At 49.0% G+C, this 13,964-nt stretch carries 12 protein-coding genes, 4 tRNA genes and 1 pseudogene; 12 read left to right on the plus strand and 5 right to left on the minus strand.

The annotated features are described in order from the left end of the window. Window positions 1-31: 31 nt before the first annotated feature. Complete coding sequence (gene gltX / locus GC128_RS16260) at window positions 32-1,447, minus strand: glutamate--tRNA ligase (RefSeq protein WP_151995195.1); 1,416 nt, start codon at window positions 1,445-1,447, stop codon at window positions 32-34. A 260-nt stretch (window positions 1,448-1,707) separates the two neighbouring features. On the opposite strand from gltX, the gene GC128_RS16265 reads away from it, so the two are divergent. The 6 genes and pseudogenes from GC128_RS16265 to GC128_RS16290 all read left to right on the plus strand — a co-directional run bounded on the left by GC128_RS16265 (window position 1,708) and on the right by GC128_RS16290 (window position 3,537). Then, window positions 1,708-1,783, plus strand: a tRNA-Val gene (locus GC128_RS16265). 43 nt (window positions 1,784-1,826) lie between these two features. Further along, window positions 1,827-1,902, plus strand: a tRNA-Val gene (locus tag GC128_RS16270). Window positions 1,903-1,935: 33 nt separating this feature from the next. Continuing rightward, window positions 1,936-2,011, plus strand: a tRNA-Val gene (locus GC128_RS16275). Window positions 2,012-2,014: 3 nt separating this feature from the next. Further along, window positions 2,015-2,090: transfer RNA gene (locus GC128_RS16280), tRNA-Lys, on the plus strand. Window positions 2,091-2,337: 247 nt separating this feature from the next. Continuing rightward, window positions 2,338-3,091: pseudogene (locus tag GC128_RS16285) on the plus strand (nucleoside-specific channel-forming Tsx family protein). 101 nt (window positions 3,092-3,192) lie between these two features. Beyond that, on the plus strand, window positions 3,193-3,537 hold the full coding sequence (locus GC128_RS16290) for a FlxA-like family protein (RefSeq protein WP_151995196.1): 345 nt from the start codon (window positions 3,193-3,195) through the stop codon (window positions 3,535-3,537). On the opposite strand, the gene GC128_RS16295 is transcribed toward GC128_RS16290, so the two are convergent. Then, a complete protein-coding gene (locus GC128_RS16295) occupies window positions 3,534-4,463 on the minus strand; it encodes a LysR family transcriptional regulator (protein ID WP_151995197.1) in 930 nt (309 codons plus the stop codon). The genes GC128_RS16290 and GC128_RS16295 overlap by 4 nt on opposite strands. 90 nt (window positions 4,464-4,553) lie before the next feature. Here GC128_RS16295 and GC128_RS16300 point away from each other — a divergent pair, with 90 nt between their 5' ends. After that, window positions 4,554-5,543 (plus strand): bile acid:sodium symporter family protein, encoded by a 990-nt coding sequence (locus GC128_RS16300; protein WP_064512895.1) that lies wholly within the window; start codon window positions 4,554-4,556, stop codon window positions 5,541-5,543. Here the strand turns inward: GC128_RS16300 and GC128_RS16305 are convergent, their stop codons facing one another. The 3 genes from GC128_RS16305 to zipA form a co-directional block, all read right to left on the minus strand. Next, complete coding sequence (locus GC128_RS16305; protein WP_151995198.1) at window positions 5,544-5,759, minus strand: DUF3820 family protein; 216 nt, start codon at window positions 5,757-5,759, stop codon at window positions 5,544-5,546. It abuts the gene before it with no gap. 1 nt (window position 5,760) lies between these two features. Then, on the minus strand, window positions 5,761-7,779 hold the full coding sequence (ligA, locus tag GC128_RS16310) for an NAD-dependent DNA ligase LigA (RefSeq protein ID WP_151995199.1): 2,019 nt from the start codon (window positions 7,777-7,779) through the stop codon (window positions 5,761-5,763). Between the two features lie 68 nt (window positions 7,780-7,847). Then, window positions 7,848-8,834 (minus strand): cell division protein ZipA, encoded by a 987-nt coding sequence (gene zipA / locus GC128_RS16315; RefSeq protein ID WP_226812153.1) that lies wholly within the window; start codon window positions 8,832-8,834, stop codon window positions 7,848-7,850. A 230-nt stretch (window positions 8,835-9,064) separates the two neighbouring features. Between zipA and cysZ the strand changes: the two genes are divergently transcribed. The 5 genes from cysZ to crr all read left to right on the plus strand — a co-directional run bounded on the left by cysZ (window position 9,065) and on the right by crr (window position 13,925). Next, window positions 9,065-9,826, plus strand: a complete 762-nt coding sequence (cysZ, locus tag GC128_RS16320; protein WP_151995201.1) for a sulfate transporter CysZ — start codon at window positions 9,065-9,067, stop codon at window positions 9,824-9,826. A gap of 152 nt (window positions 9,827-9,978) precedes the next feature. Beyond that, complete coding sequence (gene cysK / locus GC128_RS16330) at window positions 9,979-10,950, plus strand: cysteine synthase A (protein ID WP_064560169.1); 972 nt, start codon at window positions 9,979-9,981, stop codon at window positions 10,948-10,950. Between the two features lie 395 nt (window positions 10,951-11,345). Further along, the gene (gene ptsH, locus GC128_RS16335) at window positions 11,346-11,603 is read left to right on the plus strand and encodes a phosphocarrier protein Hpr (protein WP_034459025.1); all 258 of its coding nucleotides are present in this window, start codon (window positions 11,346-11,348) and stop codon (window positions 11,601-11,603) included. A 44-nt stretch (window positions 11,604-11,647) separates the two neighbouring features. After that, window positions 11,648-13,375 carry a phosphoenolpyruvate-protein phosphotransferase PtsI gene (gene ptsI / locus GC128_RS16340; protein WP_151995202.1) on the plus strand — a complete coding sequence of 576 codons (1,728 nt, stop codon included), beginning with the start codon at window positions 11,648-11,650 and terminating at the stop codon, window positions 13,373-13,375. Window positions 13,376-13,415: 40 nt separating this feature from the next. Further along, window positions 13,416-13,925: a PTS glucose transporter subunit IIA gene (gene crr, locus GC128_RS16345; protein WP_034459029.1), complete on the plus strand. Its 510-nt coding sequence runs from the start codon at window positions 13,416-13,418 to the stop codon at window positions 13,923-13,925. Window positions 13,926-13,964: the final 39 nt, after the last annotated feature.

Consider the following 13,964-nt stretch of genomic DNA (forward strand, 5'->3'; position numbering starts at 1 on the left):
TTTTAGTCACAACACTTTATAACGTCAGGCGTTACTGTTGTGCTTCGCGCGCAGCAATGAATTCCAGAGCCTGATTAATACGAGCAATCGAACGTTGCTTACCAATCGCGTGAACAGTGACATCAAGACCAGGTGACTGCCCTGCCCCTGTAACAGCAACACGCAGCGGCATACCAACTTTACCCATGCCTACTTCCAATTCATCAGCTGTTGCCTGAATTGCAGTATGCACATTCTCTGCAGTCCAGTCGGTCAATGCTGCCAGTTTGTCGCGCACAACTTCCAGCGGCTGACGGGCAACCGGACGAAGGTGTTTCTTCGCAGCATCTGCGTCAAACTCACTGAAGTCTTCATAGAAGTAGCGGCAAGTTTCAGCCATCTCTTTCAGAGTTTTGCAGCGGTCGCCAAGCAATTTAACCAACTCAGCCAGTTGTGGGCCGTTGCGAGTATCAATGTTTTGCTGCTCGATGTGCCATTGCAGATGGGTCGCAACATATTCAGGAGCAAGGTGGTTAATGTAGTGGTGGTTCAGCCACTGCAATTTTTCAGTATTGAATGCACTGGCCGATTTGCTAACGGAGTCCAGTGTGAACAATTTGATCATCTCTTCACGAGTGAAGATTTCCTGATCGCCATGAGACCAGCCCAAACGCACCAGGTAGTTGAGCAGCGCTTCTGGCAGATAGCCGTCATCGCGATACTGCATGACACTCACTGCGCCATGACGTTTGGACAGTTTTTTACCGTCGTCGCCATTAATCATAGAAACGTGCGCATAAACCGGTACTGGCGCATTCAACGCTTTCAGGATGTTGATCTGACGCGGAGTGTTGTTGATATGGTCTTCGCCACGAACAACGTGGGTGATTTCCATATCCCAGTCATCCACTACAACACAGAAGTTGTAGGTTGGGGATCCATCGGTACGGCGAATGATCAGATCATCCAACTCCTGGTTGCTAAATTCGATTGGGCCACGGATCTGGTCATCGAAAATAACAGAACCTTCTTGTGGGTTGGCAAAACGCACAACACATGGTTCATCAGCAGTATGATGCTCATGGCCATGACGGCAGCGCCCGTCATAACGCGGCTTGTCGCCGTTCGCCATTTGTTCTTCACGCAAAGCTTCAAGGCGTTCTTTAGAGCAGTAGCATTTGTACGCTGTACCAGCTTCCAGCATCTCGTCGATAACCGCGTTATAGCGATCAAAACGCTTGGTCTGATAATACGGGCCTTCATCCCACTCAAGGCTCAGCCAGTTCATGCCATCCATAATAGCTTCGATAGCTTCTGGTGTTGAACGCTCAAGGTCTGTGTCTTCTATACGAAGCACGAACTCACCGTCGTGGTTACGAGCAAAAAGCCATGAATAGAGAGCAGTACGAGCACCACCAACGTGCAAATAGCCTGTTGGGCTTGGCGCGAAGCGAGTTTTGATTTTCATTAAACGGCCTTAATTACGCAAAAGTACCGGGGAACCGGCAAATGCCAGGGAATATAGAGTGGGCAACATTCTAACACTGTGTACTGATTCCTCAATGTCGATACCCTTTCTTGTCTTCAATCCACATATTTTGATGACAAATCAATCACCAATGCGTAATTCGCGATCGCATTGTTTATTTTTACGACGAACGAACAAAATCTTTAGAAAAGGCGTTGACTCATTTTCAACTCTCCCTATAATGCGACTCCACACAGCGGGGGTGATTAGCTCAGTTGGTAGAGCACCTCCTTTACACGGAGGGGGTCGGCGGTTCGAGCCCGTCATCACCCACCATTCATTAGTGAGTGATTCCGCAGTGTAGCAAGAGATAAGATTTGGGTGATTAGCTCAGTTGGTAGAGCACCTCCTTTACACGGAGGGGGTCGGCGGTTCGAGCCCGTCATCACCCACCATTACCTACTCTTGCAATAGAAGTACCGAAGTTTGGGTGATTAGCTCAGTTGGTAGAGCACCTCCTTTACACGGAGGGGGTCGGCGGTTCGAGCCCGTCATCACCCACCATTCGGGGCGTTAGCTCAGTTGGTAGAGCAGTTGACTTTTAATCAATTGGTCGCAGGTTCGAATCCTGCACGCCCCACCAATGTAGAAAGGCGCCCTAAAGGCGCCTTTTTGCTATGTGCGATTCAGCAGAATTTTGCACGTATTCCCCATACAAAACTCTACTCGTCTTCCCCACCCAATCAATACTGAAATTGTATCAATCGCACCGAATACAATATTGGTGTTTCCCATTCTTCCCTCGCAATATGCCATCGGCCGACACACTACTTGTTGTCAGCATCTTTCCGGACGGAAATCTCGGATTTAAGGCTCAGGGAAAATAAAAAATTAAAAAACACCTCACCGCTACACTCGCTTTATTGTCCTCGTTAATGGCTGTTCCTGCCACTCAAGCCGAATTTAAAGGAGGATTCGCTGACATCGGCTTACATTATCTCGACTGGACATCTCGAACCACGCATCGCACCAGTGAAAAATCCCACAAAGACGATTTCGCGTATCTGGAACTCGAAGGCGGTGCCAACTTCACCAGGGGTGAAATGTATGGCTTCTTCGATCTTGAAAACCCGTTGAATAGCCGCCACGATAAACCGGATTCAGAACAACGCTATACCTTCAAAAATACTAACCGTATTTATCTGGGCGATATATCTGCACGTCTATGGCACTTACGGTTACCCTAACGCCAATAATTTCCATGACGTGATGGGACTTTACGGTCTGGGTTATAACTATGCGGCTAATGGCTTCTGGTTTAAACCGTTCATTGCTAAACGCTACACCGACCAGACTTACTACACCGGAAATAACGGTTATATCGCGGGTTGGGTTGCGGGATATAGCTTCTCGCTTTGGGGCGAGAAACTGATGCTCACCAACTGGAATGAATATGAATTTGACCGCGCCGACAATTACGCTGCCGGCAACGGTGGCAAAGATGGCATAAACGGTGCTATCGCTTTGTGGTGGACACCCATTCTGAGCATTACCACAGGCATACAATATCGTTATGCCGACAACAAACTGGGCGAAAGCTTCCTGCAAGAAGGGTTTATCTATTCGGTAAAATATAACTTCTGATGAATACAGCCCTGCCACGAATGGTAGGTTCAGCCCAATTCACTCAAGATTATTCCTTGCTTAGCCGATAACCTTTTATCGGCTCCTTTTAGGGAATTATTATGAGCAACACCATAACAACGTCCACGCCTTCGCTGCAAACTACTGCGAACACTTCTTCATCAAACTCGGGTAACGATCTAACGTCACAAATCAGCCGTATCACCCAGCAAATCACTAAACTCACTCAGCAAGCGAAAGATATTGCCAATGGCAGCGGCACAACAGAAGAAAAGCAGAAGCAACAAGAGCTCATTCAGGCGCAAATTAAAATGTTACAGGCGCAACTGGCGCAACTCCAGCGTGAGCAAGCTGAACAGGCCCAGCAAAAACAGGAACAGCAACAATCCCGAGTAGAAGGTGTGAATAAACCGTCCGAAGATCATCAGATTGATATCTACGTCTAATCTTTATTAAACAGTGGGTCGCTCAGGCGAGCAGTGGTTAACTGCTGCGCCTGTTGACGAACAACCTGCCAGATAGCCTCAGCAGCACGAGAAAGCGAGCGATTTTTCCGCCGCACCAACATTAATTGCCGATCGACAACCGGCATCAAGGGCCTGACAACCAGAGGACGCTCTTTAGGTAACGGCAACGCCAGTGCCGGAAGAACGCTAATGCCAATTCCCGCCTCGACCATTGGAAACAGTGTTGCCGGGTGGCCAATCTGCTGAACTATATTTGCTTCAATTCCCTGACGCATTAACGCATCATCGATCAACGGGCGGCTACCTGATGCGTAATCCTGTAGCACCAGGTTTTGACCTTGTAATGCCTGCCACGAAACACGCGACTGAGCGGCAAACTGATGGTCATTACGGCAAAGCAATAAAAACGGCTCGGAAAGCACGACTTCACAATCCAGATCGTTGGCCTGAATAGGGTCGATAACCATGCCGAAATCGACCTCCCCCTGACGAATGCTTTGCAGCACCCATTGTTGCGGGCGGTCATGAAGCACAAAACGGATCGCGGGAAACTCAATAGCTGCAGCAGCGATAGATTGCGGCATTAAATGGGCGGAGATAGTCTGGCTCGCCGCGACACGCACAATTCCGCTTAGCTGATGGCCAACGCTACGTGTATCCAAAAGTGTGCTGTTCAATTCTTCCAGAAGCCGTTCGAGCCTGGACGCCAGTTGTTGGCCTGCATCGGTCAGCACGACTTCTCGCGTTGTGCGGTCCAGTAGCTTTACGCCTAGCTCACTCTCTAACTCTTTTACGCTATGGCTAACCGCCGATTGGCTCAAACCAATTTGCTCCCCTGCCCGGCTAAAACTCCCGGCATGAGCCACGGCGACAAACACTTTTAACTGACGCAGTGAATAATTCATCTATTTAATTCATTAATGCATTCAATAAATCAATTTTATTTCTAAAACTAATGAAAGCACAATAGCTCTACAACAGTTTGAGGAATGATGATGAAACTCTTTCGCGTACTCGACCCCTTCACGCTGACGCTAATTGTGACGGTATTACTGGCGTCTTTCTTCCCCGCTCAAGGCAGCTTTGTTGGCTTCTTTGAAGGGCTAACGACCGCCGCAATCGCACTTTTATTCTTTATGCACGGAGCAAAACTTTCTCGCGAAGCGATTATTGCTGGCAGCAGCCACTGGCGTTTACACCTGTGGGTCATGTGCAGCACGTTCGTGCTATTCCCGGTGCTAGGCGTGTTGTTCGCCTGGTGGGCACCAGTCAATGTCAGCCCTGAGATTTATACAGGATTCTTGTACCTCTGTATTTTGCCTGCCACAGTGCAGTCCGCTATTGCGTTCACCTCGCTTGCAGGAGGCAACGTGGCTGCTGCCGTGTGCGCCGCATCGGCCTCTAGTCTGCTTGGTATATTCCTGTCGCCACTTTTAGTGGGCATGGTGATGCATGTTCATGGCGCGAGTGGCAGCTTGCAGCAGGTAGGCAGCATTATGATGCAGCTACTGGTGCCGTTTGTGGCGGGTCATCTTTCTCGCCCGTGGATTGGTAATTGGGTCGCAAAACATAAAAAATGGATTGGTAAAACGGATCAGACTTCCATTCTGCTCGTCATTTACACGGCATTTAGCGAAGCGGTCAGGCATGGAATTTGGCACAAAGTCGGCCTGGGCTCACTGCTGTTTATTGTAGTGGTCAGTCTGGTGTTGCTGGCTATTGTCATCACCATCAACATGTTTGTGGCAAGACGACTGGGCTTTAGCAAAGCTGATGAAATTACCATTGTGTTTTGCGGTTCGAAGAAGAGTTTGGCGAATGGTATTCCGATGGCAAATATCTTATTCCCGGTCGCAACCGTCGGGATGATGGTGCTGCCGCTTATGATCTTCCACCAGCTGCAGTTGATGATATGCGCGGTGCTAGCCCGCCGTTATCAGAAAGAGACTCAGGTGGCAGCCAAAGCCGCCACCGATAACACATAGTTAATGCCGTTTGAGGGGCTTCACCAGTCCCTCCAACCCTTCGGTCTTAATCAGTAAAGTAAGCCTCATCAGTTCACCAAGATGCCCTTGAGGAAATTCATCTTTACGCGCAAACCACAGCAAGTACTCTTCCGGTACATCAATCAATACGCGACCTTTATACTTGCCGAACGGCATAATGGTATTAGCTATCTCAATAAGCTGCTCTTTATCCATCTCATTCACCTAACAAGCGAATCATTTCAGCTTCATCAATCACGTTGATACCCAATTCCTGTGCTTTGACGAGCTTAGAACCAGCCGCCTCGCCCGCAATCACCAGGTCAGTTTTCTTCGATACGCTGCCCGCAACTTTCGCGCCTAGTTCGACCAGGCGCGCTTTGGCATCATCACGCGACATAATGCTCAGTGAACCCGTGAGCACCACAGTTTTACCGGCGAATGGGCTGTCGATCTCTTCCGCTTTGATAATAACCGGCGCAGGCCAGTGAACGCCCGCTTCTTCCGTCAACTGGCGAATCACTTCCCGGTTGCTCTCTTCAGCGAAGAAGTTGAACGTGTGAGTGGCGACCACAATTCCCACATCAGGCACTTTTTGCAGATCTTCGATACTTGCCGCAATCAGCGCATCCAGCGTGCCAAAGTGCGTCGCTAAACCTGCTGCTGTCGCTTCGCCCACTTCGCGGATGCCGAGTGCATAGAGAAAGCGTGCAAACGTGGTCTCTTTAGCTTTCTCAAGCGCATCAACTACGTTTTGAGCAGACTTAGGCCCCATACGGTCAAGCCCGGTAAGTTTACCGGCTGTCAGGCGGAAAAGATCCGCAGGGGTGTGAACGTATTCTTTCTCAACCAGTTGGTCGATTATCTTATCGCCCATGCCGTCTACATCCAGCGCGCGACGAGAGACAAAATGCTTAAGCGCTTCTTTGCGCTGTGCGCCACAAATCAGGCCGCCGGTACAACGCGCAACCGCTTCGCCTTCAACGCGTTCAACGTCAGAACCGCATACCGGACAATGAGTTGGGAAGACAATCTCGGAAGTATTCTCCGGGCGTTCAGACTCAACCACACCTACGACTTGCGGGATTACATCGCCCGCGCGGCGAATAACCACGCGATCGCCAATTCTTAAACCCAGGCGCTCAATTTCATCAGCATTATGCAATGTGGCATTGCTAACCAGCACACCTGCAACCTGAACCGGCTCCAGACGAGCAACAGGGGTAATTGCACCCGTGCGCCCTACCTGGAACTCAACATCACGAACAAAGGTCATCTGCTCTTGAGCTGGGAATTTAAACGCCACCGCCCAGCGCGGAGCACGGGCAACAAAGCCGAGCGTTTCTTGCAGCGCAAGTGAATCTACTTTGATAACCACACCGTCGATATCAAAACCTAATTTCGGACGATCGGCTTCAACCTGGTGATAAAACGCCAGCACTTCTTCTGGTGTGTTGCACAGGCGAATGCGGTCGCTCACCGGCAGCCCCCACTCTTTAAACTGCTGCAAACGTGCATGATGGCTGGCTGGCAATTCACCGCCTTCAAGTAAACCAACGCCGTAGCAGAAGAAGGTTAACGGGCGTTTTGCAGTAATACGTGGATCAAGTTGACGCAAAGATCCGGCTGCTGCATTACGAGGGTTAGCAAAGATTTTACCGCCTGTACGGCGCGCCTCTTCGTTAATCTTTTCAAAACCAGCCTGCGGCAAGAACACTTCACCACGAACTTCCAGGCGGCGGGGGATGTTCTCGCCTCGCAGTTTCAGAGGGATAGAACGAATAGTTCGCACGTTGGCAGTGATATTTTCGCCCGTCGTACCATCGCCACGAGTGGCGGCGCGAACCAGCACTCCATCTTCGTAAAGCAGGCTCACCGCGAGGCCATCGAGTTTCAACTCGCAGCAAAAAGTAATCGCATCTGCGCTTTTTAAACGGTCCTGGACTCGCTTGTTAAACGCCAGGTAGCTAGCTTCATCAAAGGCGTTATCGAGCGACAGCATCGGTACTTCATGACGAACCTGGGTAAATTCGCTTAAAGGTGCAGCACCTACGCGCTGTGTCGGTGAATCAGGGGTGATGAGTTCAGGATGCACGTCTTCCAGAGAACGCAATTCAGCCATCAGGCGATCATACTCCGCATCCGGGACTTCTGGAGTATCAAGCACATGGTAAAGGTATTCATGATGGCGAAGCGTGGTTCGCAGTTGAGTAATTTTTTGTTCGAGTGTGTCCATATCGCACCATCAATATAAAAAACCCCCGGAATCCGAGGGTTCAAAGAAAAACATGTTCAGAGCGCGTATCAATGGCTGATGTTAGCTTCAACCACTTCGCGGATACGGTCCTGGTACTCACGCATTTTTTGCGGTGTCATCATACGACGTTGGTCATCCAGCACCACACCACCGACTTCATCGGCAATGTGCTGAGCAGACTGCAGCATCAACTTAAAGTTTTGCGTTGGGTCGCCATATGACGGTACCTGCATGAAGATTGTCACACCTGGCGTTGCAAAATTCGTCATGCTTTCTGGGTCAAATGAACCAGGCTTAACCATATTAGCAAGACTAAAGAGAACCGGGCCGCTGCCATCAGGGCTGAGATGACGGTGGAAAATGTTCATTTCGCCAAAGATAAAGCCCGCTTGCTGAATACTATTTAACAGCACATCGCCGTTAATCATGCTGCCAGCATGAGCCGAAACGTTCAGCACAATCACCGTCTCTTTACGACGTGCCGGAGGTTCCGGTATCGGAGCAGGTTGTACCGCAACTGGCTCAGGCGCAGGTTCAGAATGCTGCACCGGTTGGACCGGCGCTTGCGGTGCCACTGGCTGAGGCGGTTGAACAGGCTGTTGTACCGGTTGATGGACAGCTGGTTGCTGTGGCGCAGGCTGATATGCAGGCGCAACAGGAACTTCCTGACGTGGAATAACCGGTTCAGGCTGACGCACTGGCGCACTCTGACGCGGCTCCGCAGAGGCGTAAGGTGGCTCATACTGATGTTGAGGAGCTTGCGGCTGACGAGGCATTTCTGTCTCGCGACTCACGCTTTCTGGCGCAGGGTTAGCCCGACGCACACGCACCTCACCTACTCCATCATCTTGCTCATCGTCAGCCTCGGCGTCATCCGATTCGTATTCGTCACGCTTAGACTTCAAACGCTTCATTGGACGATCACGAAAAATGGAAGAACGCTCCTTACGACTTGTCCACAGGCCGTGAACCAGTAAGGCTATTATGGCGATCGCGCCAACAATGATTAATATCAGACGCAAATCCTGCATCATTATATTCTCTGTTGTTCTAACACCTTGCCACCACGGCAAACATTTACTCACTAAGAGTATTTGCCCATCTGCTCAAGTGCAAGTCCGCACACTGTTTTCTCAGCATAAAGATGTACCAAAATCGATTTTTCGCTGTTTTTTCGACCATTTCTTAATAAGTTTTTCTCCTGGCACTCAGTTATGATAGCTCTGCACGTCATTGTAATGACCAAAAAGGAGTTCGTTCAGATATGGTTTCAACTTCAGGAGCCGGGCCACGTAGTGGCGTTTATTACTTTTCGCAAGGCTGGAAGCTGGTACATCAGCCTGGAATCAGGCGCTTCGTACTCATGCCATTGTTGGTCAATATTTTATTGATGGGTGGAGCATTTTGGTGGTTGTTTACTCGCCTGGATGTTTGGGTTCCCACACTTCTTTCTTACGTTCCAGATTGGTTACAGTGGTTGAGCTATCTCATTTGGCCACTGGCAGTCGTGTCTATCTTGCTGGTATTTGGCTACTTCTTCTCAACCATCGCAAACTGGATTGCTGCCCCCTTTAACGGCTTACTGGCAGAACAACTCGAAGCTCGTCTGACTGGCGCAACACCTCCGGATACCGGCGTGTTAGGTATCATGAAAGATGTTCCACGTATTATGAAACGCGAATGGCAAAAGCTCTCCTGGTATCTACCGCGAGCGCTTGTATTGCTGGTTCTCTACTTTATCCCTGGTATTGGCCAAACCGTCGCGCCAGTTTTATGGTTCTTATTTAGCGCCTGGATGCTGGCTATCCAGTATTGCGATTACCCATTTGATAACCATAAAGTGCCATTTAAAGAAATGCGCATCTCACTGCGTGAGAAGAAAATCATTAACATGCAGTTTGGCTCACTAGTCAGTATGTTTACGCTTATCCCATTCCTGAATCTGGTTATCATGCCAGTCGCTGTATGTGGTGCTACTGCCATGTGGGTCGACTGCTATCGCCCTAAACACGCCATGTGGAAGTAAATCTGCAGGAGCGGCTTATGCCGCTCCTTATTCCTTCTGGCTTCTGCTTATTTCCCTTCTACATATAGATATGCGATTTCTTTACTTCCGCATAACTTCTAAGCAGGTATGCTGGAGAGGTTTCCCAAATTTCATACAGTTAAGGACGGGTTATGAGCAAGATCTATGAAGACAACTCTCTGACTATCGGTCATACGCCGCTGGTTCGACTGAACCGCATCGGTAATGGACGCATCCTGGCCAAGGTAGAGTCCCGTAACCCGAGCTTTAGCGTAAAATGCCGTATCGGGGCCAATATGATTTGGGATGCCGAAAAACGCGGTGTGCTGAAGCCCGGTATAGAGTTAGTTGAGCCAACCAGTGGTAACACCGGCATTGCACTGGCATATGTCGCCGCAGCACGTGGTTATAAGCTAACGCTAACCATGCCTGAAACCATGAGTATTGAACGCCGTAAGCTGCTCAAAGCCCTGGGTGCTAACCTGGTATTGACTGAAGGCGCGAAAGGCATGAAAGGCGCGATTCAGAAAGCAGAAGAAATTGTTGCCAGTAATCCTGAGAAATTCCTGTTACTGCAACAGTTTAGCAATCCAGCAAACCCTGAAATCCATGAAAAAACTACTGGCCCAGAAATCTGGGAAGATACAGATGGTGAAGTGGACGTGTTCATCGCTGGTGTTGGCACCGGTGGTACGTTGACTGGTGTGAGCCGCTATATTAAAAACACCAAGGGCAAAACGGACCTTATCAGTGTGGCCGTTGAGCCAACTGACTCCCCGGTTATTGCTCAGGCATTGGCGGGCGAAGAACTCAAACCTGGTCCACATAAAATTCAAGGTATCGGTGCTGGTTTTATCCCTGGAAACCTCGATCTGAAACTTATCGACAGAGTCATCGCAATCACTAACGACGAAGCTATTTCTACTGCACGTCGTTTGATGGAAGAAGAAGGTATTCTGGCAGGAATTTCGTCGGGTGCAGCAGTAGCTGCAGCGTTAAAACTTCAGGAAGATGAAGCATTTACCAATAAAAATATTGTGGTTATACTGCCTTCTTCCGGTGAGCGTTACCTGAGTACCGCCCTGTTTGCTGATCTTTTCACTGAAAAAGAACTCCAACAGTGATGCCAGGCAGGTAAATCAGTGTAAAAAAGCACCCGAATGGGTGCTTTTTTGTGGCATACGTCAAACTTTTGGCCACCCTGCCATTGCGTCACTTCGCCAGGTCTGGTATCTATCCAGCAAATTATTTTGATGCGCGAAATTAATCGAAAAATGTGATGTGCATCTGCTGAATCGATTTAACGATTTGGTGCAAAATCATATTTCACGGCATAATGATTAATGACGAGCGAGCCGCAAAGCGCATGGTCGATACCAAAGCACATTTCGTGGTTCCCGAAAGCATCCTGTGTCGCGTAGAGTTACAATTAACACGGCGCTAACTATACAGGCTAAAGTTTTGCCACCAGGCTAGACTTTAGTTCCACAACACTAAACCTATAAGTTGGGGAAATACAATGTTCCAGCAAGAAGTTACCATTACCGCTCCAAACGGTCTGCATACCCGCCCTGCTGCTCAGTTTGTTAAAGAAGCTAAAGGCTTCACTTCTGAGATCACTGTGACCTCCAACGGCAAAAGCGCAAGCGCGAAAAGCCTGTTCAAACTGCAAACTCTGGGTCTGACCCAAGGTACTGTTGTGACCATCTCCGCTGAAGGTGAAGATGATCAGAAAGCAGTTGAGCATCTGGTAAAACTGATGGCTGAACTCGAGTAAGTTCTGGGTTCTTCGTAAATATCAGTCACAAGTAAGGTAGGGTTATGATTTCAGGCATTTTAGCATCCCCGGGTATCGCTTTCGGCAAGGCACTTTTGCTGAAGGAAGATGAAATTGTCATCGACCGGAAGAAAATTTCTGCCGACAAAGTTGCGCAGGAAGTTGAACGTTTCTTAAGCGGGCGCGCTAAAGCGTCAGCACAGTTAGAAGCGATCAAAATTAAAGCTGGCGAGACCTTCGGTGAAGAAAAGGAAGCTATCTTCGAAGGCCACATTATGTTGCTGGAAGACGAAGAGCTTGAGCAGGAAATCATAGCCCTTATCACCGATAAGTTAGTGACTGCTGATGCAGCTGCTCACGAAATTATCGAAGGCCAAGCGATCGCGCTGGAAGAATTAGACGATGAATACCTGAAAGAACGTGCGGCTGACGTACGTGATATCGGTAAGCGTCTGCTGCGCAATATCCTTGGTCTGGCAATTATTGACCTTAGCGCCATCCAGGATGAAGTTATCCTTGTCGCTAAAGATTTGACTCCGTCAGAAACCGCACAGCTTAACCTGCAAAAGGTTCTGGGTTTCATCACCGATATCGGTGGCCGTACCTCCCACACCTCCATCATGGCGCGTTCTCTTGAACTGCCTGCGATTGTTGGTACCGGTAGCGTGACCAGCCAGGTGAAGAATGGCGATTACCTGATCCTCGATGCTGTTAACAATAAAGTTTACGTTAACCCAACCAACGAAGAGATCGAAGCTCTGCGTGCTGTACAGCAGCAAGAAGCTTCTGAGAAAGCTGAACTGGCGAAACTGAAAGATCTGCCAGCAATCACTCTCGATGGTCATCAGGTAGAAGTATGCGCAAACATCGGTACTGTTCGTGATGTCGACGGTGCTGAGCGTAATGGTGCAGAAGGTGTAGGTCTGTATCGTACAGAATTCCTGTTCATGGACCGCGATTCACTGCCAACTGAAGATGAGCAGTTCGCGGCGTACAAAGCTGTTGCTGAAGCCTGTGGCTCACAAGCAGTTATCGTACGTACCATGGATATCGGTGGCGACAAAGAGCTGCCGTACATGAACTTCCCGAAAGAAGAGAACCCGTTCCTGGGCTGGCGTGCAGTGCGTATCGCTATGGATCGTAAAGAGATCCTGTACGCTCAGGTTCGCGCTATCCTGCGTGCTTCTGTATTCGGTAAATTACGTATCATGTTCCCAATGATCATCTCTGTTGAAGAAGTGCGTGCACTGAAAGCTGAGATCGAAATCATGAAGGCGCAACTGCGTGAAGAAGGCAAAGCGTTTGACGAAACTATCGAAGTTGGCGTGATGGTTGAGACTCCGGCTGCGGCCACGATTGCTCGCCATTTGGCTAAAGAAGTCGACTTCTTCAGTATCGGTACCAATGATCTGACGCAGTACACCCTGGCAGTTGACCGTGGTAATGATATGATTTCACATCTTTACCAGCCAATGTCACCGTCTGTACTAACTCTGATTAAGCAAGTTATTGATGCTTCTCATGCAGAAGGTAAATGGACCGGTATGTGTGGTGAGCTTGCAGGCGACGAACGTGCTACACTTCTGTTGCTGGGAATGGGTCTGGACGAATTTAGTATGAGCTCCATTTCTATCCCGCGCATTAAGAAGATTATTCGTAACACGAACTTCGAAGATGCGAAGGTGTTAGCAGAGCAAGCACTTGCTCAACCGACAACGGACGAGTTAATGATGCTGGTTAACAAGTTCATTGAAGAAAAAACAATCTGCTAATCCACCGGATGCGGCCCAATTTACTGCTTAGGAGAAGATCATGGGTTTGTTTGATAAACTGAAATCTCTGGTTTCTGATGATAAAAAAGACACCGGAACCATTGAGATTGTTGCCCCACTTTCTGGCGAAATCGTTAACATTGAAGATGTTCCAGATGTGGTTTTCGCCGAGAAGATTGTTGGTGATGGCATTGCAATTAAACCGACTGGCAACAAAATGGTTGCTCCGGTTGACGGCACCATCGGTAAAATCTTCGAAACTAACCATGCTTTCTCTATCGAATCCGATAGCGGCATTGAGTTGTTCGTCCACTTCGGTATCGACACTGTTGAACTGAAAGGCGAAGGCTTCAAACGCATCGCAGAAGAAGGCCAGCGTGTTAAGAAAGGCGACGTAGTTATCGAGTTCGATTTGGCCCTGCTGGAAGAGAAAGCGAAGTCTACCCTGACTCCGGTTGTTATCTCCAACATGGACGAAATCAAAGAGCTGATCAAACTGACTGGTAGCGTGACTGTGGGCGAAACCCCGGTAATCCGCATCAAGAAGTAAGCTATCCGCACAATGGAAAACGGCACCCCTGAGGTGCCG

It is taken from the genome of Buttiauxella massiliensis, assembly GCF_902500225.1.
Classification (GTDB): domain Bacteria; phylum Pseudomonadota; class Gammaproteobacteria; order Enterobacterales; family Enterobacteriaceae; genus Buttiauxella; species Buttiauxella massiliensis.

What these genes read in the sequence shown, in the direction of transcription:
- GC128_RS16305 (WP_151995198.1), bottom strand. Translation starts at nt 5,759, where the DNA reads ATGGATAAAGAGCAGCTTATTGAGATAGCTAATACCATTATGCCGTTC.
- crr (WP_034459029.1), top strand. Translation starts at nt 13,416, where the DNA reads ATGGGTTTGTTTGATAAACTGAAATCTCTGGTTTCTGATGATAAAAAA.
- gltX (WP_151995195.1), bottom strand. Translation starts at nt 1,447, where the DNA reads ATGAAAATCAAAACTCGCTTCGCGCCAAGCCCAACAGGCTATTTGCAC.
- cysK (WP_064560169.1), top strand. Translation starts at nt 9,979, where the DNA reads ATGAGCAAGATCTATGAAGACAACTCTCTGACTATCGGTCATACGCCG.
- GC128_RS16295 (WP_151995197.1), bottom strand. Translation starts at nt 4,463, where the DNA reads ATGAATTATTCACTGCGTCAGTTAAAAGTGTTTGTCGCCGTGGCTCAT.
- GC128_RS16300 (WP_064512895.1), top strand. Translation starts at nt 4,554, where the DNA reads ATGAAACTCTTTCGCGTACTCGACCCCTTCACGCTGACGCTAATTGTG.
- GC128_RS16290 (WP_151995196.1), top strand. Translation starts at nt 3,193, where the DNA reads ATGAGCAACACCATAACAACGTCCACGCCTTCGCTGCAAACTACTGCG.
- ptsI (WP_151995202.1), top strand. Translation starts at nt 11,648, where the DNA reads ATGATTTCAGGCATTTTAGCATCCCCGGGTATCGCTTTCGGCAAGGCA.
- ligA (WP_151995199.1), bottom strand. Translation starts at nt 7,779, where the DNA reads ATGGACACACTCGAACAAAAAATTACTCAACTGCGAACCACGCTTCGC.
- zipA (WP_226812153.1), bottom strand. Translation starts at nt 8,834, where the DNA reads ATGATGCAGGATTTGCGTCTGATATTAATCATTGTTGGCGCGATCGCC.
- cysZ (WP_151995201.1), top strand. Translation starts at nt 9,065, where the DNA reads ATGGTTTCAACTTCAGGAGCCGGGCCACGTAGTGGCGTTTATTACTTT.
- ptsH (WP_034459025.1), top strand. Translation starts at nt 11,346, where the DNA reads ATGTTCCAGCAAGAAGTTACCATTACCGCTCCAAACGGTCTGCATACC.